Genomic DNA, 23803 nt, shown 5'->3' on the forward strand with positions numbered 1-23803 from the left:
GTAGCGGATCGAGCGGATCGATCGGGTCCGCTCAGCAGCCCGATATCCGGCCGATCTCGTGCCGGTCGGCCTTCACGGCGTCGATGAAGGCCGACCAGGCACCGGCCGGGAAGAGCAGCACCGGACCGGCGGGGTTCTTGCTGTCGCGGACGGGGACGGTGGTGGGGAGCCCGTCGGCGACCTCGATGCAGTTGTCCTCCCCGCCATCGCTGTAGCTGCTCTTGCGCCATGCGGAGTCCTTGCTGTCGCGGAGAGGGATGACGGTGACCAGCCCCTCCGCGACCTCCACACAGTTGTCGGCTCCCCCGTCGCTGTAGCTGCTCTTGCGCCACACGACGTCGACCAGTTCGCGCGCTCTCGTCATGGTCTACTGTCCTCCACCAACTGCCGGATAAATGCTGCTGAATCGCGCGGCGACAGTGCCGCGTCGCGAAGTTGATCGTAGGAGAGGCGGTAGTGCTCGACGTCTCCCGGCTCTTCGATCAGGTTGCCCGAGTTGTTGCCTTCCAGGTAGGCAACAGCGCCACCATCCGCCATCCACAAGAGCCAGAGTGAACCACCCATCAGGTTATGCACCGGGGCGGTGAGCGGAAGCACCTGGATGGCCATGTGCGCGGCCTCGGCGGCCTCAGAAAGACGAGCCAGTTGAGCGTGCCAGACCCTGGGATCGGGTGCCGGACGACGCAGGGCCGACTCGTCCAGGATGACCCGGATGTTCGGCGGTCGATCGCGCTGCAGCAGTTCCTGCCTGCCCATACGTGCAGCGACGGCCTCTTCGAGTTCTTCCGGGCTTATCGGCCTCGGCCCCGACGACAGCACCACCCGGGCGAAGTCCTCGGTCTGCAGGAGGCCAGGAACCACCGTCACGTACGTGTGCAGGATCGTGGCTCTTGCCTCGTACTGCATGAAGGCCCGATACCGGTCCTTGAACGCATCCAGCCTGGCCAGCCGCCACAGCCGCACCAGTAGTTCGCCTGTGCCGTACACCCGGTCCAGTGCCTCCATGACCGGGAGTTTGGAGAGGCGTTCGCCGGTCTCCAGGCGGTGGAGGTAGGTGCGGTCGTAATTGGTCTCCTCGGCCAGCTGGGCCAGCGATCTGCCGGACGCCTCGCGTAACCGGCGGAGTTCGCAGGCGAGGACCCAGCGCGCGGAATCCTCGGTATCGGAATTCTTTTCGACCATCTTCGAGCCCCTTGTTGCCCTTTCCCGCGACAACGCCGACTCCCTTTCGCGAGCGGCGTCGGAGCGACAACTCTAGGGCTGCACAGGGCAATTGGCAGCCCAGCCAGGACTCGAACGGAGAAGAGAAGGAATGGGAAATGTGGAACGCAACCCGGCGGCCGAGCGGATCCTGGACGCCGAGGAGGCGCGGGACGAGCTGCGGAGGGCTCTGAAGGGCGCGGGAATCACGTTGCCGTCGCTGTCGCTCGACGGGGTCTCGCTGGCCGGGGACTTTCCGCGGCCGCTGGTGAGTCTGGGGCGCTGCACGCCCGAACTCGCCCGGCGGATCGCCGAGGCGTTGCGAAAGGCCGCGCCATGAACGACGAGGAGGAGGCGGAATCGCCATCGGACGGCAGGAACAGGAATGCGGGGGATGACCGGGAGGCCCCGGCCGACATCGCCCAGCGCCGCCGTACGGAATTGCAGGAGCGGGTGCGGGAAGCGAATTGGTTCAGTTCGTGCTGTCGGCCTCGGTGAGGTCGAGGCCGGGGAAGAGGTTTCGCAGCCAGGTGGCCGCGCCCCCAGGGGTCGGTGTCTCCGGTACGCCTTGGGGGGACGCGGGGCGGCGGACGAGGACGACGGGGATGTTGGCCTCGCGGGCGGCGGTCAGTTTGGGGGCCGTGGCCGCGGCGCCGCTGTCCTTGGTCACCAGGACGTCGATGCGGTGGGTGCGCAGCAGTTCGCGCTCGCCTTCCAGGGTGAAGGGGCCCCGGTCGAGCAGCACCGTCATACGGGGCGGGTGCGGGGCCTCGGGCGGGTCGACGGAGCGGACCAGGAACCACGGGTCGGTGAGGTGGGCGAAGGAGGACAGGCCCATACGGCCGGTGGTGAGGAAGACGCGGGTGCCGAGGGCCGGGAGGGCGGCGGCCGCGTCGGCCAGGGAGGTGACCTGGTGCCAGGTGTCGCCGGGTTCCGGTACCCAGCCGGGGCGGCGGAGGGCCAGCAGGGGAACATGGGCGGTGACCGCGGCCAGGGCCGCGTGGTGACTGATCGTGCCGGCGAAAGGATGGGTGGCGTCGATGAGCGCGTCCACCGCGTGCTCGTGCAGCCAGCGGGCGAGGCCCTCGGGGCCGCCGAACCCGCCGATGCGGACCTCTCCGTCGGGCAGGCGGGGCGCGGCGACCCGCCCCGCGAGCGAGGTCGTCACGCGCAGGGCCGGCTCCGGTGCCAGGGCGGCGGCCAGGCGGCGGGCCTCCGTCGTACCGCCGAGGATCAGTACGTGGCGTGGCGGGCGGGCTGCGTCGGGCATGGGATGTGGGTTCCTCCGTGGCTGAAGAGCAAACGAAGGGTACGGGAGGGCAGCCGCGGGGTGCCGGGCCGGGCAAGGGCGCGGCCGCGGGCGGGCGCAGCGCGCAGCTCGCGCACACCGGGCTGCGGCACGGCTGGACGACCGGTGCGTGTGCGACGGCGGCGAGCACGGCCGCGTACACGGCGCTGCTGAGCGGTGAGTTCCCCGACCCGGTGACGATCACCTTGCCGAAAGGGCAGACGCCGTCCTTCGCGCTGGCGGTGGAGGAGCTGGCCGCCGAGGGCGGCAGCGCGCTGGCGGGTGTGGTGAAGGATGCGGGTGATGATCCGGATGTGACGCACGGTGCGCTGATCCGGGCCAGGGTGCGGGCCCTGCCGGCCGGGTCCGGGGTGCGCTTCAAGGCCGGTCCGGGGGTCGGGACGGTGACCCGGCCGGGGCTGCCCCTGGACGTCGGGGAGCCGGCGATCAACCCGGTGCCGCGGCAGATGATGCGGGAGCACCTGGCGGAGGTGGCGCGGCGGCACGGCGGTCCGGGGGCGGCGGCCGACGTCGAGGTGGAGGTGTCGGTCGATCACGGTGAGGAGATCGCGCGCAGCACCTGGAATCCGCGGCTGGGCATTCTGGGCGGGCTGTCGATCCTGGGGACCACCGGGATCGTGGTGCCGTACTCCTGCTCGGCGTGGATCGACTCCATCCGGCGCGGGGTGGACGTGGCGCGTGCGGCGGGACGGACGCATGTGGCCGGGTGCACGGGGTCGACGTCGGAGAAGGTCGCCGTGGCGCTGCACCGCCTCCCCGAGGACGCGCTGCTGGACATGGGGGACTTCGCGGGCGCGGTGCTGAAGTACCTCCGACGCCACCCGGTGGACCGGCTCACCATCTGCGGCGGGTTCGCCAAGCTGTCCAAACTGGCGGCGGGGCACCTGGATCTGCACTCGGCGCGGTCGCAGGTGGACAAGGGGTTCCTCGCAGAGCTGGCCCGGCGGGGCGGGGCGGACGAGGCGCTGGCGGCGGCGGTGGCCGAGGCCAACACCGGGCTGGCGGCGCTGCAGTTGTGCGCGGCGGCCGGCGTTCCGCTGGGCGATCTGGTGGCGGCGGTGGCACGGGACGAGGCGCTGGCCGTGCTGCGGGGCGCGCCGGTCGCGGTCGATGTGATCTGCATCGACCGGGCCGGGATGGTGGTGGGACAGGCGGAGCCGCGGGGGACGGCGGCCCCCGCGGCTGATCCGTGGGCCGGTGATCGGCCGGGCGGCCGGGTGGCCGGGCGGCCTCGGGGCCGGTGAGGGCTTCCCCTCTCCCCTCACCGGCCGTTCCGGTCCCGGCCCCGCTCACCGGCCGTTGCCGTCACGGACCCGCTCACCGGCCGTTGCCGTCTCGGCTCCGCCTACCGGCCGTTCCCGGAGCGCCGGTTCCTCATCTGCGGTACTCGGCGGTCCTGTCATGTCCCTCTCTGGAGAAGGGCGGGTAGTTCAGGCCGAGCCGCTCGTGCACGCAGGAGTTGTCCAGTCCGGTCAGTGAACCCAGCGCCGTGCCGAGGGCGCAGGCCGTCAGCCGTACCGGGCTGTCGCGCAGCTCGGGGTGCTCCTCGCGGCCGTCGTGCCGCTTGCCGTGGTGCCTGCGCTCCGGGTCGTCGTGCATCGAGCGCGCCTGGTCGCCCGCCGGCGCGGCGGCGGCCTTCGGGCGGGCGTGGCTGGTGGTGTCGTCGGCGCCGGCCGAGGTGGTGCCGAAGAGGGTCAGCAGGGCTGCGGCGGCCACCGATCCGGCGGCCAGTCTGGTGCGCATCGTGGCGTACTCCTTTGACTCGGGTAACGCGGGTTCCCCGTAGGTGTGCACCGTCCCTACCGGCATCCGGAGGGCAGATAACGGATATTCACCCCGATGCGGTCATATGATCAGTCAGACGCCGCAGGATCCGTGCGGCCGCTCCCGGTCCGCCGAGTACAGATGGCTGTCGCGGAACTGCTCGGCGCCCAGGGTGCGGCCGACCATGATGACGGCCGTACGGACCACGCCCGCGGCCTTCACCTGCTCGGCGATGTCGGACAGCGTGCCCCGCAGGACGAGTTCGTCGGGCCGGGAGGCCATGGCGACGACGGCGGCCGGGCAGTCGACGCCGTAGTGCGGCAGCAGCCCGGCGACGACCCGGTCGACGTACATCGCGGCCAGATGCAGCACCAGCAGCGCGCCGCTGCGGCCGAGGGTGGCCAGGTCCTCGCCCTCGGGCATCGGGGTGGCGCGCTGGGCGACGCGGGTGAGGATGACGGTCTGGCCGACGGTGGGCACGGTCAGTTCGCGCTTGAGGGCGGCAGCCGCGGCGGCGAACGCGGGGACGCCGGGCACCACGTCGTAGGGCACTCCGGCCGCGTCCAGCCGGCGCATCTGCTCGGCGACCGCGCTGAAGACGGACGGGTCGCCGGAGTGCAGCCGGGCCACGTCGTGGCCCTCCTCATGGGCGCGGACCATCTCGGCGGTGATGGTGTCGAGGTCCAGCTGCGCGGTGTCGATCAGCCGGGCGCCGGGCGGGCACTCGGCGAGCAGCTCCCGCGGCACCAGGCTGCCGGCGTAGAGGCAGACCTGGCAGGAGGCGAGCGTACGGGCGCCGCGCACGGTGATCAGGTCGGCGGCGCCGGGACCCGCGCCGATGAAGTGGACGGTCATGGTGGGTGGACTCCTGGGGGAGGGCGGACACGGAGATCGGACGGGGGCGGACGGAACGGGGCGAGGGCGGGGCGAGGGCGGGGCGGCGGACTGCCCGGCCGGGGCGGCGGCGCACCGCACCGCTCGGGCGCCGGCCCTACGTCCGCCGCGCCGTGGGCATCACGGCCGCCCCGTCACGGGTTTGACGGCCGCCCACTGCGTGACCGGCATCGCCTGCCGCCAGCCCGTGAAGCCGCCGACCGGCACCGCGTGGGAGACCGCGAGGCGGATCAGTTCGCCGCCGTGCCGCCGGTACCACTCGGCGAGCAGCGCCTCGGACTCCAGCGTCACGGTGTTCGCGACGATCCGGCCGCCCGGGGGCAGCGCCTCCCAGCAGGCGGCCAGCAGACCGGGGGCGGTCAGGCCGCCGCCGATGAACACCGCGTCCGGTGCCGGCAGGCCCGCCAGCGCTGCGGGCGCGGCGCCGTGCACGACGCGCAGCGCCGGTACGCCGAGCGCGCCCGCGTTGCGGCCGATCCGCTCGGCCCGTACCGGGTCGCGCTCGACGCTGACGGCGCGGCAGCCGCGGTGCGCCCGCAGCCATTCGATGGCGATGGAGCCGGAGCCGCCGCCGATGTCCCACAGCAGTTCACCGGGGGCGGGGGCCAGCGCGGCGAGCGTGGCGGCGCGGACATGGCGCTTGGTGAGCTGGCCGTCGTGTTCGTAGGCGGTGTCGGGCAGGCCGGGGACGGTGGCCAGGGCCGGGGTGCCGGGCGCGCGGACGCAGTCGAGGGCGATGACGTTGAGCGGGTCGGCGGGCGGCGCGTCCCAGTCGGCGGCCGCCCCCGGCACCATCCGCTCGCGCGCGCCGCCGAGTTGCTCCAGTACGCGCATCCGGGTCGGGCCGAATCCGCGGGCCCGCAGCAGGGCGGCGACCTCGGCGGGGGTGCCGGCGCCGGCGGACAGCACCAGCAGGCGGTGGCCGTCGTACAGCGCGCGGGCCAGGTTGTCGGTGGGCCGTCCGACGAGCGTGACGACCTCGGTGTCCTCGACCGGCCAGCCCAGGCGCGCGCAGGCGTGGGAGACGGCGGAGGGGTGCGGGAGGACGCGGAGCCGGGGCCGCGCGGCGGGCGGCCGGTGGCCGTCGGGCGCGGCCGTGCCGTGCGCCTCCCCCGCCGCCTGCGCCTCCTGCTCCGCCAGTACCTCGGTCAGCGTCCGCCCGATCCCGTAGAACATCGGGTCGCCGCTGGCCAGCACGCACACCCGGCGCCCGGCATGCGCGGCGAGCAGCCCGGGGACGGCGGGGCGCAGCGGCGAGGGCCACGGGACGCGCTCGCCCGGGACGTCCGCGGGCAGCAGCGCCAGCTGGCGGGCGCCGCCGATCAGCACCTCGGCCGTGCGCAGGGCCTCCTGGGAGGCGGCGGGCAGTCCGTCCCAGCCGTCGGCTCCGATGCCGACGACGCAGAGGGGTTCAGGAGCGGCCGGGGCGGATGGTGCGGGGCTCACTGCCGGTTACCTCTTACCTCGGATGGGGGTCGGTGGCGGGAGCCGAACTCTACTGACCGGTCGGGTGGGGCCGGCGACCGGGGACGGCCCCGCGGCCCCGGCGACCGGACAGGCGGCCTCCGTTTGCGCGCCGCGGCGCCGGTCTCTTGGCACCGCTCTGACCAGGCACGATGGGCCGTTCGACGGTAATGACAACGGTCACCGGTGCAGCCTTTGGATCTTTGGCCGAAGTGCGGTTTGCTTCGCAGCCAGGAGCCAGGAAGGAGCGCGCCCATGTCCGAGCACGCCCACAGCCACGGGCACAGCCACAGCCACAGCCACAGCCACAGCCACAGCCACGGGGTCTCCCCGGACGCCGACCGGCGCTGGCTGCGCGCCGCCCTCATCCTGCTCACCGCGTACATGGCGGTCGAGGTCGTCATCGGCGTGGTGGCGCAGTCGCTGGCGCTGATCTCCGACGCCGCCCATATGCTCACCGACGCGGTCTCGATCGTGCTGGCGCTGATCGCCATGCGGCTGTCCGCGCGGCCGGCGCGCGGCGGCTACACCTACGGGCTCAAGCGCGCCGAGATCCTCTCCGCGCAGGCCAACGGCATCACCCTGCTGCTGCTGTCGGTCTGGCTGGCCTACGAGGCGGTCCAGCGGCTGATCTCGCCGCCGGACGTGACCGGCGGGCTGGTGCTGATCACCGCGCTGTCCGGGATCGTGGTGAACCTGATCTGCACCTGGCTGCTGTCCAAGGCCAACCGCTCCAGCCTCAACGTCGAGGGCGCCTACCAGCACATCCTCACCGACCTCTTCGGGTTCGTGGCCACCGCCGTCTCCGGCCTGGTCGTGCTGCTGACGGGCTTCGCCCAGGCCGATGCGATCGCCACGCTGGTGGTCGTCGCGCTGATGCTGCGGGCCGGTACGGGGCTGGTGCGCGAGTCCGGGCGGATCTTCATGGAGGCCGCGCCGGCCGGGATCGACCCGGACGCGCTGGGCGACCACCTGGTCGCCGAGGACGAGGTCGTCGAGATCCACGATCTGCACATCTGGCTGATCACCTCCGGGCACCCCGCGCTGTCCGCGCACATCCTGGTGGCTCCGGGCGGCGACTGCCACAAGGTCCGCCGGAACCTCCAGGAGCTGCTGAGCGGGGAGTACGGCATCACCCACGCCACGCTCCAGGTCGATCACGTCGGCGAACAGGGCGACGCCGACGAGGTGCTGACGCTGGGGCCGCGCCCCGCTCCCGGGACCGCCCCGGAGCCCGCCCCCGACCACTGCGAGAACGCGCACGGTCCGGTGCACCGGCCGGGGCCGCATCGGCACTGAGCGCCGCGGGGGCGCCGACCGCCCCCAGGGCGCCGCCCCTCGGGTGAACCCGGCCCGGGCCAGGGGCCGCGTGCCGCCGGTGGCGGGCGCCGCGGTGCTCGGATGACGGCATGAGAACCGCCGCTGTCCGCGCGCTGCTGTGCGCCGCCGCCTCCCCCGGCCTGATCGCCGCCGTACCCGCCCCGCAGGCTCCGCCCGCCGTCTCGGTGTCGGTCGCGGTGACCGACGGCGCCGACGACACCGAGACCGGCAGACGGCTCGACTACCGCGTCACCGTGCACAACCTGGGCGCCGACGCGGTCCACGGGGCCCGGGTCGAACAGCGGATGCCGGCCACCACGACCTCCGCCACCGCACCCGGCGGCACCGTCCAGGGCCACGGGACGGGCGGCCAGAAGGTCACCTGGCGCGCCGATCTGCCCGCGCACGACATCCAGGTGTTCACCGCCACCGCCGTACTCGGCAACCGCCCGGACCGCACCGCCACCGCCGCCCCAGGCACCCTGCGCGCCGCCGCCACGGCCTGCGTCTACGTGGGCGGCTCCTACGCCCCGGTGGCCTGCTCGGGCGATCTCGACGACCTGCCGCCGACGGGCCCGGCGGGCGACGGCGACGACGGCTGGGGGTGGTGGGCGGTGGCCGCCGCGGCCGCGGCGCTACTGGTGCCCGGGGTGGTGCGGACGGCGCGCCGGCGGCGGGCGGCGGCAGCGGGCTGAGGACGGCCGCCGCACCGCGGCCCGGCGGGCACCGCGCCCCGGTCACCCGTTGGCACCGGCTCCGCTCGCGGGCGGCGCTCGGGCGGGCTTGCCTGGAAGGTGGCCGTAGGGCGCGCCGTACCCCTCACCCGGACCGGCCGATCCGGTCGGTCCCCGCATGGACGCGTCCGGTCCGCCGTGCAGGAAGGACGACGCGATGTCAGCGAGCGCACCCGTACGCCCCGGCGGGCGGGTGCCGGAGGAGGGCGGGCCGCCGGGACGGCGGCGGCGCGTACGGGCGGTGGCCGGCGGAGTGCTGCTGGTGGTGGGGGTGCTGCTGCTGCCGCTGAGCATGGCGGCCAGTTGGGCGCGCACCGCGCTGACCGAGACCGACAGCTATGTGGCGGCGGTGGCGCCGCTGGCCGGGAACGCCGCCGTCCAGCAGGCCGTCGTCGACGATGTGACGGACGGGGTGATGGCGCATGTGCGGCTCGACGGTCTGGTGAAGGCCGTGCCGCGCGCGGAGCGTCCGGCCGTCCGGCGGCGCTTCACCAGCGGCATCCGTGAGTTCGTGGCCAAGCAGGTGCGCCAGGTCGTCACCGACCGCGGCTTTCCGGCCATGTGGAACGGGGTGCACCGCACCGCCCACCGGACCCTCGACGGCACCCTCGCCGCGTCCGGCGACGCAGCCGTCACGCTCGACCTCACCCCGGTCCTGGAGCGGGTCAAGCACCAGCTGTCGGACAACGGCATGGGGCTGGACCTCGTCCGCCGGGTGCCGCGCTCCGGCGTGGAGATCGTGCTGCTGAAGGCCCCCGACGTCCCGCGGATCCGGGCCGTCCACGACGTCGCACGCGACGGGGCGCTGCTGCTGCCGCCGACCGCGGCGCTGTGCCTGTCAGGCGGGCTGCTGCTGGCGCGGCGTCGGCGACGGGCGCTGATCTGCACCGGGGTGGGCTGCGCGGCGGCCGCCGCCCTGCTGGCCGTGGCGCTCGCGCTGGTCCGCGGCCGCACCCTGGACGCGCTGCCCGCGATGGTCTCCCGGCCCGCCGCCGACGCGTACGCCGACGCGCTGACCGGTCCGCTGCGGACCGGCGTCTGGCTCCTCGTCGGCGCGGGGACGCTGACCGCGGTACTGGCCGCGGCGGGGCCGCCGGCGGTCCGGGCCTGGCGCACGCGGCGGGCCGCCGGCCCGGGCTGAGGACCGGTCAGATCGCCAGGACCGTCTTGCCCTGCGCCCGGCCGGTGCGGCTGGCCGCCAGCGCCTCCGGGGCCTCTTCCAGGGCGACCTCGCGGCCCACGAGGACGGTCAGGCGGCCCGCGTCGACATGGCCGGCCAGGATCTCCAGGAGCTGCGGGGAGGGCCGGTTGACGAAGTTGAAGCCGCGCAGGTTGTGCTCGGTCAGCTCGTCCGCGTCCGCCGAGCCGATCAGCGAGACGGCCGTGCCCCCGTCGCGCACGGTCCGGGTCAGCTCACCGAACTCCGCGGGGCCGCTGATCATGTCGATCAGCACGTCCACCCCGTCCGGATGCGCCGCCAGGACCTGGTCGGCGAGCGGGCCCGCGGTGTGGTCGACGGCCTCCGCCGCGCCCAGGTTCCGCATCAGCTCCGCCATGGCCGGGCGGGCGGTGGCGATCACCTCGGCGCCGCGGCCGGCCGCGAGCTGGGTGGCGAAGGTGCCGACGCCGCCGGTCGCGCCCACGATCAGCACGCGCTTGCCGTCGGCGATCCGGGTCTCCTCGACGAGGTTGTACGCGGTCATACCGGCCGTCGGCAGCGCCGCGGAGGTCGCGTAGGTGACGCTGCGGGCGGCGTGCGCGATGCGGTCCTCGTCGGCGATGGCCAGTTCGCAGTACGAGCCCCCGCCCTGCTCCGGGCGCTGGAACTGGCCGAACACCGCGTCGCCGACGGTGAACCGCCGTACGCCGGTGCCGATGGCGAGCACCTCGCCGGCCCCGTCCGAGCCCAGGACCAGGGGGAAGGAGGCCGGGACGGCGTCCCCGAACATCCCGTCGGCGAGCTTCCAGTCGATGGGGTTGAGTCCGGCGGCGGACAGCCGCACCAGGACCTCACCAGGCCCTGGATCGGGCTGCGGCAGCTCCATGAGCTGCGGCTGTGCGCCGAATGCGTTGACTGCTACGGCTCTCATCGTGGCGTTCCCTTCCACCCTTCCGACCGGTGGCCGAAGTGGATCGTAAGCACGCCGGTGCGGCCGGACGCGGCAGGTGCAAAGGCGGTGCGGCGGAAGCAACTCGTACGGCCCCCCGGGTCGGACGGAAAAGTCGTCCCCGCCCCGGGGCGCGGCACCACCGTGGTGAGTCGCCGGTGGCGCCGGAGCCCGGGGCCGCCCCCCGTTTCTCCGGCCGCTCGGCGGCGTCCGGCTCCAGCGTGGTGAATTCCCTGGTCCGGGGCGTCGCGGCGGAAGCGCTTTACGTCGTGGAAGGGCGGCCCTCGGGTACACATGACCGCATGCGTGTGCTGGTGGTGGAGGGCGAGGAGTTCCTCGCGGACATGATCGGCGCGGGGCTGCGCCGCGACGCGCTCGCGGTGGACATCGCGCACGACGGCCGCGAGGCGCTGGCCAAGCTGCGGCTCGGCGGCTACGACGTGCTCGTCCTGGACCGTGAGCTGCCCGGGCCGCACGCCGACGAGGTGTGCCGGCACGTGGTGGAGCAGGGGCTGCCGACGCGGGTGCTGATGCTCACCGCGTCCGGCACGGTCCACGACCGGGCGGCCGGTCCCGGGCCGGGCGCCGACGACTGTCTGGCCAAGCCGTTCGCGTACGAGGAGTTGCTCGCCCGGGTCCTGGCGCTGGGCCGGCGGGCCCGGCCCGCCCTGCCGCCGGTCATCGAACGGGCCGGCGTCACCGTCGACACCGCGCGCCGGCTGGCGGTCCGCGGCGGCCGTCCCCTGGCCCTGACGCGCCAGGAGTTCGGGGTGCTGGAGGTCCTGCTGCGCGCCCAGGGGGCGGTGGTCAGCGGCGACGACCTGATCGAGGAAGTGTGGGAGGAGCACACCAGCTACCGCACCAACGCCGTCCGCGTCACGCTCGGCACGCTGCGCGCCAAACTCGGCGACCCACCGGTGATCGAGACCGTGCCCGGCGCCGGATACCGCATGAGCGACGCGCCGGGCGGGCGCCGGTGAACGGTGCCCGCCCGAGGGGCACCGCACACCCGATTGCCCGCATGACGGGACCGGTCGCGGGCGGCGGGATTCAATGACCCAATGATCCGGTTCGAGTCGGTCACCAAGCGCTACCCCGACGGGACCACCGCCGTCGACGACCTCTCCTTCGAGGTCGGCGAGGGGGAGTTGGTCACCCTCGTCGGACCGTCCGGCTGCGGCAAGACGACCACGATGATGATGGTCAACCGGCTCATCGACCCCACTCGGGGGCGGATCTACGTCGACGGTGCGGACATCGCCGGCGTCGACCCGGTCCGGCTGCGCCGCCGTATCGGCTATGTCATCCAGCAGACCGGCCTCTTCCCGCACCGCACGGTCCTGGACAACACGGCCACCGTGCCCTTTCTGACCGGCTGGAAGAAGGCCGCGGCACGCGAGCGGGCAGCCGAACTCCTGGACCTGGTCGGGCTGGACCCTGCCGTCTACGGCGCGCGCTATCCCGAGCAGCTCTCCGGCGGCCAGCGCCAGCGCGTCGGGGTGGCCCGTGCGCTCGCCGCCGATCCGCCCGTGCTGCTGATGGACGAGCCGTTCGGCGCGGTCGACCCGGTCGTGCGCGACCGGCTGCAGAAGGAGTTCCTGCGGCTGCAGTCCACCCTCCACAAGACGGTGCTGCTGGTCACCCATGACATCGAGGAGGCCATCCGGCTCGGCGACCGGATCGCGGTCTACGGGGCCGGGCGCATCGAGCAGTACGACACCCCCGCGAGCGTCCTCGGCGCCCCGGCCACGCCGTACGTCGCCGAATTCGTCGGCACCGACCGGGCCTTGAAGCAGCTCTCGGTGACCGGTATCGACCGCGGCGACCTCGAACGCCCGCCGTTCGCCCGGCTCGGCGAGCCGGCCGCGCAGGCGGCGGGACGGCTGCGGGCCGAGGGGGCCCGCTGGGCGGTGGTGCTGGACGAGGACGGCGAACTGCACGGCTGGGTGGGCGCGGAGGAGCTGGCCGGTGCCGCCGGCACGGTCGCCGGACACGCCCGCCGCATGGAGGCGTGGGTACCGGTCACCGGCACCCTCAAGTCCGCCTTCAGCGAGATGCTCAAGCACGATGCCGGCTGGGTCGCGGTCCTGGACGGCGGGCGGTTCCTCGGCGTCCTCACCCCGACCAGGCTCCATGAGGCGCTCCGCCGCGCCATCGACTCGGACGAGCGGGGGGTGCCGCGGGAGCGGGCGCAGGTGGACTCGGTGCCTACGGAGTGAGGGGGAGCGCAGGAGGCGCCGCGCGCGAAGGGGCCCTGCGCGTGTTTCACGTGAAACGTCCGCTGTGCCTGCCCGCGCGGTGTTTCACGTGAAACAGCGGCCCGTTCGCGGGTACGCCGATCCCCGTGCAACACCGGCCCGCCCAGCGGACATGGCGCGGCTCAGCCCTTCGGCAGCAGCCCCTTCGCCATGAGGTAGTTGCGTGCCACGTCCGCCGGGAGCCGTCGCCAGCTGTCCACCTGTTCGTTGAGGTGCGCCAGATCGGCGGTGGTCAGGACCGTGTTGAGGCGCTTGAGCGCCGCGGCGGGGCGCGGGCCGCCCGCACGGGCGCGGTTGACGACGGGGAGGACGTAGTCGGCGTTCTGCAGCTTCTTGTCGTCGGCGAGCAGCACCAGCCCGAACTGGTCGAGGGTGGCGTCCGTGCTGGTGGTCAGCACCATCTGGTCCTGTCCGTTCTGCACGGCCTGCTTGGCGGGCGTGGTGCCGACCCCCTTCGGGTCGATGGCGGTGACGTTGATCCCGTACCGCTTGCGCAACCCCGGCGCGCAGAAGGGCCGTTGAACGCACTCGTCGCCCGCCGCGAGCCGCACCGGCAGCTTGGCGCGGCCCAGGTCGCTGAGCGTCTTGAGGTGGTGCTTGCGGGCGTATGCGGCGCTGACCGCGAAGGCGTTCTGGTCGACGGCCCGGCCGGGCGGGAGCACGGTCAGACCGCGGCGAGCGGCGAGCCGGCGCAGGACGGCCACAGTGGCGCCGAGGTCGGGCGAGGCGACGGGAGGCGCCTTGGATCCCTCGTTCTTGGCGTTGAGCCAGTCCGCGAAGGTCGCGGCGTACTCGGGGACGACATCGATCTGCCCGGCCTCCAGCGCGGGTTCGTACAACTCGCGGTTGCCGACGGTCAGGACATGGGTCCGGTAGCCGGCGTGGTCGAGCAGCGCCGCATACATCCGGGCGAGCAGCTCGCTCTCGGTGAAGCCGGCCGAGCCGATGGCCAGTTCGCTGCTGTCCCCGGGCGAGGCGGTGATCGCGGAGCGGGTCTCCAGGGAAGGGCCGGTGGCGCACCCGGTGAGCCCGAGGGCCGCCAGGGCCGCGACGGCCGCGCCGGCGGCCCTCACCCGGCCCGCCCGCGCGCCCACCCCGGCGCGAACCGCTCCACGAGCTCGAAACCGGCCTCCATCAGCAGCGCGAACACCGCGACCAGCACCGCACCGGCGACCACCTGCGGGGTACTGGCCAGGTTGAACCCCGCGGTGATGATCCGGCCGAGGCCCCCGCCGCCGACCAGTGCGGCGAGCGTGGCGGTGGCCACGAGCTGGACCGCGGCGATCCGTACGCCGGTCAGCACCAGCGGAAAGGCCAGCGGCGCCTCCACCCGCCACACCAGCTGCCACCCGGTCATCCCCATGCCCCGCGCGGCCCGCACCACGCTCCGGTCCACCTCGCGCATCCCGACGTAGGCGTTGGTCAGCAGCGGAGGGATGGCGAACAGCACCAGCGCGATGATCGTCGGCCACTGCCCGTGCCGCCCGAGGGGGGTGAGCAGCAGCAGGACGAGTACGGCGAAGGTCGGCACCGCGCGCCCGACGTTGGCGAGGTTGACCGCCAGCGCGCCGCCGCGTCCGAGGTGGCCGAGGGTCAGCGCGATCGGCAGCGCGATCAGGGCGCTGATGACCAGGCAGGCGAAGGTGAGGACCAGGTGCTGTGCGAGGCGGTGCCAGACGCCGTTCTCACCGGACCAGTTGGCGCCGGTGGTCAGCCAGGCCCAGACCTCGAAGAGGGTGTTCACGCCCGCCGCCCGGGAGCCGCGACCGGCCGCTGGGTCCCCGCGGTGGCCCGGATCCGCACCCGCGCCCGCCGGCCGGCCCGCCGCCAGGGCGTGAGCAGCCGTTCCGCGCCGAGCAGCAGCAGATCGAAGACGACGGCGATGAGCACGCACAGCACGGACGCGGTGAGCACCTGCGCCTTGAAGTACCCGTTCATCCCGGCGTAGATGAGGTTGCCCAGCCCGCCGTAGCCGACGATCGCGCCGACCGTGGTGAGGGCGACCGCCGAGACCGTGGCGATCCGCAGCCCGGCCATCGCGGCGGGTACGGCCAGCGGGAACTCGACGGTCAGCAGTTGGCGCAGCGGCCCGTACCCCATACCGCGGGCGGCTTCCCTGGCCTCGGCCGGGACGCCGTTCAGCCCCGCCAGGATGTTCCGTACGAGCAGGGTGAGGGAGTAGAGGGCGAGGCCGGCCACGACGAGCGTGGCGGAGAGCCCGTAGACCGGCAGCAGCAGCGAGAACATCGCCAGCGACGGAATCGTGTAGAGGACCGTGGTGATGCCGAGCACCGGCCCGGCCGTCCACCGCCGGCGGCGGGCCAGCACCGCCAGCGGGACCGCGATCACCAGCCCCAGCGCCACCGAGACCACCGTCAGCTGGATGTGCTGGACGACCGCGTCGAGCAGGATCTGCCGGCGGGTGCTCAGGTAGTCGCCGCAGATCCATTCGTTACGGGCCAGGCAGTCGTCCGGCGGCGGTGCGGTCACGGTACGAGTCCACCCCGGCGGGGGCGGGGTGTCGCGGCGGACGCGTCCGATCGGGCACCCCTTCGCCCACCCCTCCCAGACCTCCGCACCGGATGTAGACACCCCACGTATACATGCAGTGTGTACTGCCTATGTATAGTTCCCCGGAGTCCGTCGGCCCGGTGCGACCCGGTGGTCGGCGCGGCAGGGCACGCCCCTGTACGCGTCGGCCTCGCCATGCCCGAAAGTGCAGGTCACGGGCCCCTTGCCGACCATCCGCGCCCGAAGAGAGACCCGCATGCCGAAGCAGAAGTCCACGGCCCGCAGCCTGTCCACAGCCGGGCTGCTGGCGGCCACGTCCCTGGTCCTGGCCCTCAGCGGCTGCGCCACGTACGACGTCACCGCACCGGCCGACGCCCGCGCCGACGCCTCGGCGGCGGAGGGGAAGTCGGGCGACGGAAAGGCGACGGAGAACGGGGGCGCCGGGGGCGACGCACACGTCGACTGCGCCAAGGCCAAGTGCGTCGCGCTCACCTTCGACGCGGGCCCCAGCGAGAACACCGACCGCCTGCTGGACATCCTCAAGAAGGAGAAGGTGCATGCGACCTTCTTCATGCTCGGCAAGAACCACGTCGCCAAGCGCCCGGCCGAGGTGAAGCGGATCGACGCCGAGGGCCATGAGCTGGCCAACCACACCTGGTCGCACCAGATCCTGACCGAGATCGAGCCCGAAGAGGCCAAGCGGGAGCTGTCCCGCCTGCAGGACGCGGTCCGCAAGATCACCGGCAAGGCGCCCCGGCTGATGCGCCCGCCGCAGGGCAGGACCGACGGGGAGGTCTCCAAGATCAGCAAGGACCTCGGCCTGGCCCAGGTCCTGTGGAGCGTGACCGCCAAGGACTACCAGACCAACGACTCGGCCCTGATCACCAAGCGGGTCCTCGAACAGACCGAGCGGGACGGCGTCATCCTGCTGCACGACATCTACAAGGGCACCGTGCCGGCCGTCCCGGGCATCCTCAAGGAGCTGAAGAAGCGCGGCTACACGGTCGTCACGGTCTCCCAGCTGCTCTCCCCCGCGAAGCCGGAACCGGGCATGGTCTACCGGCCGGAGTGACGGGAGGCCCACCGGCTCCCGGGCCCGCGTGCGGGTACGCGCGAGCCCGGCCCGCGCACGGGGGCGTGGGCCGGGCTCGGGAACGTCCGGCGGTCGCGAGCGGCCTCGCGGGGGGGGCGGTCAGCCCTGCGGGCGCTCGGCCTCCACACGGCGGCGGCCGCTCTCCTGGGACGTCGGCGCCTGGCCCGGCGATCCGCCCTGCCCCGGCTTGGCGCCCTGCTTGCGCGGCGGCACGACGGCCTCGGTGTCCTGCGGGAACGTCAGCTGCTGGCTCTGCCACTCCAGGGCCGGTACGACCTCGCGCCGCCAGGTCGCGAACTGGTGGCTGCCCTGCGGCAGGATGATCGAGTCGACCGTCATCGGCGACTTGGCCGCATGGAGGAACTTCATGGTGGGGCCGTAATTGGCCTCGCCCTTGCGGCTGCTGGCCACCAGCGCGGAGACCTGCGGCGAGGGCAGGTTCTTCAGGCGCCACAGCAGATCGTGCTCGCGCTCCCGCTGGGCGCCCTCCGGGCCGGCGCCGAAGAGGCTGCCGGTGGTCAGGTCGTCCTTGATGGCGTAGTCCCCGGAGAGCGAGACCGCCGAGGTGTAGACCTTCGGGTTGCGCATCGCCAGCTGGAGCGAGCAGGTGCCGCCGGACGAGTAGCCGAACGCGCCCCAGGCACTGGGGTCGCGGCCCACCCGGTAGGCCGACTTCATGGCGTCCGGCAGGTCCTTGGTGAAGAACGTCTCGGCCTGCGGACCGCCCGGCACGTCCACGCACTCGGTGTCCCGCGGCGGCGCGATCGTCGGCCGCACCATCACGATCACCGTCGGCTGCATCTTGCCCTGGGCGATCAGCCGACCCGCGTTCTGCGGCACCTGGAGGTGCTGCGCGAGGTTCATGATCCCGCCGGGGTAGCCGCTGATGACGACCATGACGGGGAACCGCTGTCGGCGGAACTGCTGCTGGAAGTACTGCGGCGGCAGATAGACGAAGCCCGGGTTGATGGCCCGGGTGCGGCGCCCGACGATCCGTACGGACTCGACCTTGCCCACCTTGTCGGCGGGCCCCTTGGGCAGTCCGGTCACCCGATCGAGACCCTGCGGGCCCGCCGGTTGGATCAGCCCGCCCTTGAGGTTCCCGACCGAGGCGTACTGCCCGCCGCCCTGGCTCACGGACACCGGCGCCTCGTCGTTGTTGCCCAGCAGCTCGTCCCAGTTGCCGTAGAACTCGAAGTTCGCATTCACGGCGAGGGCGAGCGCGCACACGATCGACACCTGGGTGACCACGATGGCGCCCAGCCTGCCCAGTACGGCACGGATCCCGCGCTTGGCCAGCCGGGGCCAGAGCCACACCGTGGCGGCCACACAGGCCACCGCCAGCACGACCACCATGTATTCGAGCGACTGACTGGTCAGCCCCATGCGCTCACATCTCCCGTCACCCTCGGAAGGGTTCTTGCCTTCTTATTGGCCGCCTAGGCACAACGGGCGGCTCAGGACAATGGTCACCGGAGGAGACGGGCACACCTGCGCATCGGATACCTGAACGACTCAGTTCTTACCCAGCTCTTGCCACTTCGTTTCCGGGGCGTGATGTGAGGGCGTCGTGCGAAGGTGCACTCTTCCAACTCCGGTCAACTCCCCCACCCCTCACCACTCGTACCAATTCTCCCAACTTCACTAACTTCGCCAACTTTCCCAACTCGGCCAACATGCCCCCCATTCGCCACTTCCGCATCCCCGTCCCCAGCCGCCCCAGCCTTCGGCAGGACGCGGGACACATGAACAGGCGGTGAATCCGGAGCCGCGGCAGACCTTCGACGAGCGGCCCCCGCCGCCCCCTCCGGGACGCGGCACGAGCCGCCGTTCAGCCCCGTACGCAGGGGCGATGCACCACCGGCAGGGCACCGGCGCCCCGGCTGAAACCACCTGCCCCGCGATACCCCCCGGATAGCCCACCACGCGAGGCGCGGGGTCCCACGATGAGCCCGGTCCCGGCCGCTACGCTTACGTATCCGTCCTGGTCAGGGACATGTCCGTGCTTCACGGACATACGCCGCACCCACCACACGCAAGAGAGGTTCGCCGATGGGCATTCGGAGTCTGCTGCGCAACGCTTTCGGTCGCTCCAAGGCGGCCCGTGAAGAATCCGGCGCGGCCCCGAGCGGCACGGCCGACAAGCCGGAGTCCGCGACCATCCCGGAAGCCCGCGAGGAAGCCACCCCGGCCCCCGCCCCGGAGGCCGAGGTCCCCGCCGCCCGCACCGCGCCCACGGAGGTCGCGGACCCGGCCCCGAGCCCGGCGCCGACGACCGCGACCCTGCCGGCCCAGAGCAGCCCGGTGGACCGCGCGGAGACGCCCGTACGGAGCGAGACGCCGTCCGTACGCGAGGAGTCCGCCGACGACGCCGCGACCGAGTCGGCCAAGGCCGACGAGGAGCCGACGGCGGCCGCGGCCGGCGACGAGCCCGCGACCGCACCCGCGGACACGGCCGACACCGTCTCCGAACTCGTCAGCCGGGCCTTCGACAACCCGAGCCCGGCGGCGCCGGCGACCACCGAGTCCGCCACGGAGTCCGCCGCCGAGTCCGTCACCGAGTCCGTCACCGAACCGGTGCCGGCCGAGGACGAGGCGAAGTCCGCAGCGGTGGACGAGCCGAAGGCCGAGGAGAAGGCCGAGCCGAAGGAGGAGGCTGCGGCCGCGGCCAAGACCGAAGCCCCCGCCGAGGCCGCCCCGGAGGCGCAGCCGATCGCCGAGGCCGCCCCGGAGGAGCCCGAGCCGGAGGCCCAGCCCCAGCCGGAGCCGCAGGCCGCCGCCGAGCCGGAGCCCCAGCCCTCCGAGGCCGAGACCGAGGCCGCCGAGACCGGCGAGACCGGCGAGACCGGCGAAACCGGCGAGAGCACCAAGAGCCTTGAGGCCACCGAGAACACCAAGGGCACCGAGAGCCCCGCGGTCACCGACGCCACCAAGGACGCCGAGAGCGCCCTGGCCGCCACCGCCCCCGCCCTTGTCAGCCTCTACAAGGCCGCCGGCAGCACGCTGGAGAAGCACGGCCTCGGCACCCAGCGCGCCGCCGTCTACCTGGTCCTCGACCGCTCCGGCTCGATGCGCAACTACTACAAGGACGGCACGGTCCAGAACCTGGCCGAACAGGCCCTCGGCCTCGCCGCCAACTTCGACGACGACGCCGTCGTCCCCGTCGTCTTCTTCTCCACCGACGTCGACGGCACCGCCGAGATCGACCTCACCAACTACGAGGGCCGCATCGAGGAGTTGCACGCCGGCCTCGGCCACATGGGCCGCACCAACTACCACTGGGCCATCAACGCCGTCGTCGAGCACTACAAGAAGTCCGGCAGCACCGCCCCGGCCTTCGTCATCTTCCAGACCGACGGCGCCCCGACCTCCAAGCCGGCCGCCGAGCGGGCCCTGTGCGAGGCCGCCGAACTCCCCGTCTTCTGGCAGTTCATCGGCTTCGGAGACCCGGACGCCAAGGGCTTCGACTTCCTGCGCAAGCTCGACGACCTGGCCGTCCCGGAGAAGCGCGCCGTCGACAACGCCGGCTTCTTCCACGCCGGCCGCGACCCGCGCAGCCTCTCCCACGACGAGCTCTACCAGCAGCTGATGGTCGAGTTCCCCGAGTGGCTCACCGAGGCCCGCGCCGCCGGCGTCGTCAAGGACAACTGACCCGCAGGCACCCCCACCAGCACCCCACCGGCCGCGGCCGGGCCCCACGGCCCGCCGCGGCCGCCCCTTTCGCCGAGCGCACAAGCGGCAGCACGGCAGGCGCGCCGCGGCCCCGCTCCCTAGGCTGAATGCGTGAAGCACCTGCGCGGAGCGGGAGGTGCCGCGCCGCCTCCCGGGTCCGGTACCCCCAGGTGGGCCGCGCCGGCGGCGCCCGACCCCCGGCGCTGGTGGGCGCTGGTGGTGATCGCGACGGCGCAGTTGATGGTGGTGCTGGACGCCACCATCGTGAACATCGCACTGCCGTCGGCCCAGCGGGATCTGGGGATGTCGGACTCCGACCGGCAGTGGGTGATCACCGCCTACACCCTCGCGTTCGGCGGACTGCTGCTGCTCGGCGGGCGGATCGCCGACCTGGTGGGGCGGAAGCGGACGTTCATGATCGGGCTGGTGGGGTTCGCCGTCGCGTCGGGGCTGGGCGGAGCGGCGGCCGGCTCCGGGCTGCTGTTCGGCGCGCGGGCGCTGCAGGGGGCGTTCGCGGCGCTGCTCGCGCCCTCCGCGTTGTCGCTGCTGACCACGACGTTCCCCCGGGGCAGGGAGCGCAGCAGGGCCTTCGGGATCTACGGGGCCATCGCGGGCGGGGGCGCGGCCATCGGCCTGATCGCGGGCGGGCTGCTGACCGAGTACCTGAACTGGCGCTGGTGTCTGTACGTGAATGTGCCGGTCGCCCTGGTCGCCCTCACGGGTGCGGCGGTGTTCCTGCGGGACCGGCCGGAACGGAAGCGGGTCTTCCTGGACGTACCGGGTGCCGTGCTGGGGTGCGGCGGCCTGGTGGCGATCGTCTACGGGTGCGCCGAGGCGGAGCCGCGGGGGTGGGGGGACGGACCGGTCGTGGGCCTGCTGGCGGGAGGCATGGCACTGCTGGCCGTCTTCGCGTGGTGGCAGACGCGGGCGCGGCATCCGCTGCTGCCGCTGCACATCGTGCGGGACCGCAATCGCGGCGGCGCCTTCCTGACCATGGCGCTGGCGGTGATCGCGATGTTCGGGATGTTCCTCTTCCTGACCTATTACTTCCAGACCGTGCTCGGCTATTCACCGGTCAGGGCGGGGCTGGCCTTCCTGCCGATGGTGGCGGCGATCGTGGTCGGGTCGACGCAGATATCGGCGCGGCTGCTGCACCGCGTCCCGCCGCGGTTCCTGATGGTCCCGGGTGCGCTGCTGGCCGCCGCGGGGCTGTTCACGCTGACGTTCCTGACGTCCGAGCCCGCCTATGTCTCCCATGTCCTGCCGGCGGAACTCCTCGTCGGGCTCGGGATGGGGCTGACGTTCATGCCGGTGATGGCGACGGCCACGACGGGGGTCGCGCGGCAGGACTCCGGGGTCACGTCCGCGACGGTCAACACCGCGCAGCAGGTCGGGGGTTCGATCGGTACGGCGCTGCTGAACACGATCGCCACGTCGGCGAGCGCGGCGTACCTCGCGGACCGGCTGGCCGAGGCGGCCCGCCGGAGCGGGGGGTACCAGCTCACCCCGGCGGTCCGGGAGGCCCTGGTCAAGGACGGGGTGGTGCACGGATTCACCGCGGCCATCGGGACCGGGTCGGTGATCATGCTGGTCGCCGCCCTGGTCGCCGGGACGATGGTGACGGCGCCCGGCAGCGCCTCCGCGCTCCCCGAAAAGCCCGCGCCGGAGCCCCCGACCCGTCCAGTACGATATTGACGTTCCGTAAAGCAAATCCTCACTCACCGTAGCGACTTGGGAGCAGCCGGCAATGGCTCGACACCTCATCACCAGCGCCCTTCCGTATATCAACGGGATCAAGCACCTGGGCAACATGGTGGGGTCCATGCTCCCGGCGGACGTCTACTCCCGCTATATGCGGCAGCGCGGGCACGACGTGCTCTACATCTGCGCGACGGACGAGCACGGCACGCCCGCGGAGCTGGCGGCCAAGGAGGCGGGCCAGTCCGTCGACGCCTTCTGCGCGGAGCAGCACGACAAGCAGAAGGCGATCTACGAGGGCTTCGGCCTGGAATTCGACCACTTCGGGCGCAGCTCGTCCCAGGAGAACGTCGAGCTGACCCAGCACTTCGCGCGCAAGCTGCACGAGAACGGCTTCATCGAGGAGCGGGCGATCCGCCAGGTCTTCTCGGTCACCGACGACCGCTTCCTGCCCGACCGCTACATCGTCGGCACCTGCCCGCACTGCGGCTACGACAAGGCGCGCGGCGACCAGTGCGAGAACTGCACCCGGGTGCTGGACCCCACCGACCTGATCGACGCCCGCTCGGCGATCAGCGGCAGCGGTGACCTCGAAGTGCGCGAGACCAAGCACCTCTTCCTGCTCCAGTCGAAGCTGCAGCACGAGGTCGAGGGCTGGCTGGAGGGCAACGGCAGCAAGGAGTGGCCGACGCTCGCCTCCTCCATCGCGCACAAGTGGCTGACGGAGGGCCTCCAGGACCGGGCGATCACCCGTGACCTGGACTGGGGCGTTCCAGTGCCGGCCGATGTGTGGCCGGAGCTGGCGGCCGAGGGCAAGGTCTTCTACGTGTGGTTCGACGCCCCGATCGAGTACATCGGCTCGACGAAGGAGTGGGCGGACGTCGACCCGGACAGCCGCGACTGGAAGTCGTGGTGGTACGAGGCCGACGACGTCCGCTACACGGAGTTCATGGCCAAGGACAACGTCCCGTTCCACTCCGTGATGTTCCCGGCCACGCAGCTGGGGACCCGTGAGCCCTGGAAGAAGGTCGACTTCCTCAAGGCATTCAACTGGCTCAACTACTACGGCGGGAAGTTCTCCACCTCCCAGCGGCGCGGCATCTTCACCGACGCGGCGCTGGAGCTGCTGCCGGCCGACTACTGGCGCTACTTCCTGATGGCCAACGCCCCCGAGTCGGACGACACCTCCTTCACCTGGGAGCTCTTCGCGTCCTCCGTCAACAAGGACCTGGCGGACACGCTCGGCAACTTCGTCAACCGGGTGCTGTCGTTCTCCCGTAAGCGCTTCGGCGACGAGGTGCCCGCGGGCGCCGAGGCCGGGGCCGCGGAGCAGAAGCTGGGCGAGGAGATCGCCGGGCTGCTGGCGGAGTACGAGGGCCACATGGAGGCCCTGCAGTTCCGCAAGGCGTCCGCCTCGCTGCGGGCCCTGTGGAGCGCGGGCAACTCCTACCTGGAGGAGAAGGCCCCCTGGCTGGAGATCAAGACCGACAAGGACGCGGCGGCGCTGACGCTGCGCACGGCGATGAACCTGATCCATCTCTACGCGGTGGTCTCCGAGCCCTTCATCCCGACGACGGCGAAGGCGATGCGGGGCGCGTTCGCGCTGGAGAACGACACCGCGGTGTGGGTCTCCCAGGACGAGGCGAAGGCGCTGGCCTCCGTGCCGGCCGGGGTCCCGTTCACGGTCCCGCCGGTGCTCTTCGCGAAGATCACCGAAGAGGACCTGGAGTCCTACCGCGAGCGCTTCGGCGGCGCGGAGCAGTAGGCACGACGAGTAC

General features: G+C 72.9%; 22 protein-coding genes. 11 read left to right on the top strand and 11 right to left on the bottom strand.

Going from position 1 to position 23803, the window contains the following annotated elements; all coding sequences use genetic code 11:
* Window positions 1–31 precede the first annotated feature (31 nt).
* Window positions 32–364, bottom strand: coding sequence for a DUF397 domain-containing protein (locus ACZ4NB_RS02510; RefSeq protein ID WP_467657795.1), 333 nt, complete (start codon window positions 362–364; stop codon window positions 32–34).
* The gene (locus tag ACZ4NB_RS02515) at window positions 361–1182 is read right to left on the bottom strand and encodes a helix-turn-helix domain-containing protein (protein ID WP_467657796.1); all 822 of its coding nucleotides are present in this window, start codon (window positions 1180–1182) and stop codon (window positions 361–363) included. The genes ACZ4NB_RS02510 and ACZ4NB_RS02515 overlap by 4 nt, the downstream gene beginning before the upstream one ends.
* Before the next feature lie 130 nt (window positions 1183–1312).
* On the opposite strand from ACZ4NB_RS02515, the gene ACZ4NB_RS02520 reads away from it, so the two are divergent.
* Window positions 1313–1540: a hypothetical protein gene (locus ACZ4NB_RS02520; RefSeq protein ID WP_467657798.1), complete on the top strand. Its 228-nt coding sequence runs from the start codon at window positions 1313–1315 to the stop codon at window positions 1538–1540.
* A gap of 132 nt (window positions 1541–1672) precedes the next feature.
* Here the strand turns inward: ACZ4NB_RS02520 and ACZ4NB_RS02525 are convergent, their stop codons facing one another.
* Entirely contained in the window at window positions 1673–2470 is a 798-nt protein-coding gene (locus ACZ4NB_RS02525; protein ID WP_467657799.1) for a cobalt-precorrin-6A reductase, read from the bottom strand.
* 17 nt (window positions 2471–2487) lie between these two features.
* Between ACZ4NB_RS02525 and ACZ4NB_RS02530 the strand changes: the two genes are divergently transcribed.
* The gene (locus tag ACZ4NB_RS02530; RefSeq protein ID WP_467657801.1) at window positions 2488–3753 is read left to right on the top strand and encodes a cobalt-precorrin-5B (C(1))-methyltransferase; all 1266 of its coding nucleotides are present in this window, start codon (window positions 2488–2490) and stop codon (window positions 3751–3753) included.
* 130 nt (window positions 3754–3883) lie between these two features.
* On the opposite strand, the gene ACZ4NB_RS02535 is transcribed toward ACZ4NB_RS02530, so the two are convergent.
* From ACZ4NB_RS02535 to cbiT, 3 genes are all read right to left on the bottom strand, one after another.
* Window positions 3884–4252, bottom strand: a complete 369-nt coding sequence (locus ACZ4NB_RS02535; protein ID WP_467657802.1) for a hypothetical protein — start codon at window positions 4250–4252, stop codon at window positions 3884–3886.
* Between the two features lie 114 nt (window positions 4253–4366).
* Window positions 4367–5128, bottom strand: a complete 762-nt coding sequence (gene cobM / locus ACZ4NB_RS02540) for a precorrin-4 C(11)-methyltransferase (protein WP_467657803.1) — start codon at window positions 5126–5128, stop codon at window positions 4367–4369.
* A gap of 159 nt (window positions 5129–5287) precedes the next feature.
* Window positions 5288–6613, bottom strand: a complete 1326-nt coding sequence (gene cbiT / locus ACZ4NB_RS02545) for a precorrin-6Y C5,15-methyltransferase (decarboxylating) subunit CbiT (protein WP_467657805.1) — start codon at window positions 6611–6613, stop codon at window positions 5288–5290.
* 273 nt (window positions 6614–6886) lie between these two features.
* On the opposite strand from cbiT, the gene ACZ4NB_RS02550 reads away from it, so the two are divergent.
* From ACZ4NB_RS02550 to ACZ4NB_RS02560, 3 genes are all read left to right on the top strand, one after another.
* Window positions 6887–7930 (top strand): cation diffusion facilitator family transporter, encoded by a 1044-nt coding sequence (locus ACZ4NB_RS02550; RefSeq protein WP_467657806.1) that lies wholly within the window; start codon window positions 6887–6889, stop codon window positions 7928–7930.
* Window positions 7931–8040: 110 nt separating this feature from the next.
* Window positions 8041–8646 (top strand): hypothetical protein, encoded by a 606-nt coding sequence (locus ACZ4NB_RS02555; RefSeq protein ID WP_467657807.1) that lies wholly within the window; start codon window positions 8041–8043, stop codon window positions 8644–8646.
* 196 nt (window positions 8647–8842) lie between these two features.
* Window positions 8843–9826: a hypothetical protein gene (locus ACZ4NB_RS02560; protein WP_467657809.1), complete on the top strand. Its 984-nt coding sequence runs from the start codon at window positions 8843–8845 to the stop codon at window positions 9824–9826.
* 7 nt (window positions 9827–9833) lie between these two features.
* On the opposite strand, the gene ACZ4NB_RS02565 is transcribed toward ACZ4NB_RS02560, so the two are convergent.
* Window positions 9834–10775 carry an NADP-dependent oxidoreductase gene (locus ACZ4NB_RS02565; RefSeq protein ID WP_467657810.1) on the bottom strand — a complete coding sequence of 314 codons (942 nt, stop codon included), beginning with the start codon at window positions 10773–10775 and terminating at the stop codon, window positions 9834–9836.
* A 320-nt stretch (window positions 10776–11095) separates the two neighbouring features.
* On the opposite strand from ACZ4NB_RS02565, the gene ACZ4NB_RS02570 reads away from it, so the two are divergent.
* Entirely contained in the window at window positions 11096–11773 is a 678-nt protein-coding gene (locus ACZ4NB_RS02570) for a response regulator transcription factor (protein WP_467657811.1), read from the top strand.
* Between the two features lie 81 nt (window positions 11774–11854).
* Entirely contained in the window at window positions 11855–13012 is a 1158-nt protein-coding gene (locus ACZ4NB_RS02575) for an ABC transporter ATP-binding protein (protein WP_467657812.1), read from the top strand.
* 161 nt (window positions 13013–13173) lie between these two features.
* Here the strand turns inward: ACZ4NB_RS02575 and ACZ4NB_RS02580 are convergent, their stop codons facing one another.
* The 3 genes from ACZ4NB_RS02580 to ACZ4NB_RS02590 are packed head-to-tail and all read right to left on the bottom strand — an operon-like array spanning window position 13174 to window position 15541.
* Entirely contained in the window at window positions 13174–14124 is a 951-nt protein-coding gene (locus tag ACZ4NB_RS02580) for an ABC transporter substrate-binding protein (protein ID WP_467657814.1), read from the bottom strand.
* Complete coding sequence (locus ACZ4NB_RS02585) at window positions 14121–14795, bottom strand: ABC transporter permease (RefSeq protein WP_467657815.1); 675 nt, start codon at window positions 14793–14795, stop codon at window positions 14121–14123. Before ACZ4NB_RS02585 ends, ACZ4NB_RS02580 begins: the two co-directional genes overlap by 4 nt.
* Window positions 14792–15541: an ABC transporter permease gene (locus ACZ4NB_RS02590; protein WP_467657816.1), complete on the bottom strand. Its 750-nt coding sequence runs from the start codon at window positions 15539–15541 to the stop codon at window positions 14792–14794. Before ACZ4NB_RS02590 ends, ACZ4NB_RS02585 begins: the two co-directional genes overlap by 4 nt.
* Window positions 15542–15818: 277 nt before the next feature.
* Between ACZ4NB_RS02590 and ACZ4NB_RS02595 the strand changes: the two genes are divergently transcribed.
* Window positions 15819–16634, top strand: a complete 816-nt coding sequence (locus ACZ4NB_RS02595; RefSeq protein WP_467657818.1) for a polysaccharide deacetylase family protein — start codon at window positions 15819–15821, stop codon at window positions 16632–16634.
* 120 nt (window positions 16635–16754) lie between these two features.
* On the opposite strand, the gene ACZ4NB_RS02600 is transcribed toward ACZ4NB_RS02595, so the two are convergent.
* Window positions 16755–18041 carry an alpha/beta hydrolase gene (locus tag ACZ4NB_RS02600; RefSeq protein ID WP_467657819.1) on the bottom strand — a complete coding sequence of 429 codons (1287 nt, stop codon included), beginning with the start codon at window positions 18039–18041 and terminating at the stop codon, window positions 16755–16757.
* Window positions 18042–18707: 666 nt separating this feature from the next.
* Between ACZ4NB_RS02600 and ACZ4NB_RS02605 the strand changes: the two genes are divergently transcribed.
* The 3 genes from ACZ4NB_RS02605 (at window position 18708) to metG (ending at window position 23790) form a co-directional block, all read left to right on the top strand.
* Window positions 18708–20306, top strand: a complete 1599-nt coding sequence (locus ACZ4NB_RS02605) for a vWA domain-containing protein (RefSeq protein WP_467657820.1) — start codon at window positions 18708–18710, stop codon at window positions 20304–20306.
* Window positions 20307–20543: 237 nt separating this feature from the next.
* Entirely contained in the window at window positions 20544–22022 is a 1479-nt protein-coding gene (locus ACZ4NB_RS02610; protein ID WP_467658212.1) for an MFS transporter, read from the top strand.
* A 52-nt stretch (window positions 22023–22074) separates the two neighbouring features.
* On the top strand, window positions 22075–23790 hold the full coding sequence (gene metG, locus ACZ4NB_RS02615; RefSeq protein WP_467657822.1) for a methionine--tRNA ligase: 1716 nt from the start codon (window positions 22075–22077) through the stop codon (window positions 23788–23790).
* Window positions 23791–23803 lie beyond the last annotated feature (13 nt).

It is taken from the genome of Streptomyces sp. NPDC026575 (genome assembly GCF_055567415.1).

Coding starts and splice junctions, on each gene's coding strand:
- ACZ4NB_RS02570 (WP_467657811.1), top strand. CDS start 11,096: ATGCGTGTGCTGGTGGTGGAGGGCGAGGAGTTCCTCGCGGACATGATC.
- ACZ4NB_RS02510 (WP_467657795.1), bottom strand. CDS start 364: ATGACGAGAGCGCGCGAACTGGTCGACGTCGTGTGGCGCAAGAGCAGC.
- ACZ4NB_RS02595 (WP_467657818.1), top strand. CDS start 15,819: ATGCCGAAGCAGAAGTCCACGGCCCGCAGCCTGTCCACAGCCGGGCTG.
- ACZ4NB_RS02600 (WP_467657819.1), bottom strand. CDS start 18,041: ATGGGGCTGACCAGTCAGTCGCTCGAATACATGGTGGTCGTGCTGGCG.
- ACZ4NB_RS02520 (WP_467657798.1), top strand. CDS start 1,313: ATGGGAAATGTGGAACGCAACCCGGCGGCCGAGCGGATCCTGGACGCC.
- cobM (WP_467657803.1), bottom strand. CDS start 5,128: ATGACCGTCCACTTCATCGGCGCGGGTCCCGGCGCCGCCGACCTGATC.
- ACZ4NB_RS02565 (WP_467657810.1), bottom strand. CDS start 10,775: ATGAGAGCCGTAGCAGTCAACGCATTCGGCGCACAGCCGCAGCTCATG.
- ACZ4NB_RS02555 (WP_467657807.1), top strand. CDS start 8,041: ATGAGAACCGCCGCTGTCCGCGCGCTGCTGTGCGCCGCCGCCTCCCCC.
- ACZ4NB_RS02515 (WP_467657796.1), bottom strand. CDS start 1,182: ATGGTCGAAAAGAATTCCGATACCGAGGATTCCGCGCGCTGGGTCCTC.
- metG (WP_467657822.1), top strand. CDS start 22,075: ATGGCTCGACACCTCATCACCAGCGCCCTTCCGTATATCAACGGGATC.
- ACZ4NB_RS02575 (WP_467657812.1), top strand. CDS start 11,855: ATGATCCGGTTCGAGTCGGTCACCAAGCGCTACCCCGACGGGACCACC.
- ACZ4NB_RS02560 (WP_467657809.1), top strand. CDS start 8,843: ATGTCAGCGAGCGCACCCGTACGCCCCGGCGGGCGGGTGCCGGAGGAG.
- ACZ4NB_RS02550 (WP_467657806.1), top strand. CDS start 6,887: ATGTCCGAGCACGCCCACAGCCACGGGCACAGCCACAGCCACAGCCAC.
- ACZ4NB_RS02535 (WP_467657802.1), bottom strand. CDS start 4,252: ATGCGCACCAGACTGGCCGCCGGATCGGTGGCCGCCGCAGCCCTGCTG.
- ACZ4NB_RS02605 (WP_467657820.1), top strand. CDS start 18,708: ATGGGCATTCGGAGTCTGCTGCGCAACGCTTTCGGTCGCTCCAAGGCG.
- ACZ4NB_RS02525 (WP_467657799.1), bottom strand. CDS start 2,470: ATGCCCGACGCAGCCCGCCCGCCACGCCACGTACTGATCCTCGGCGGT.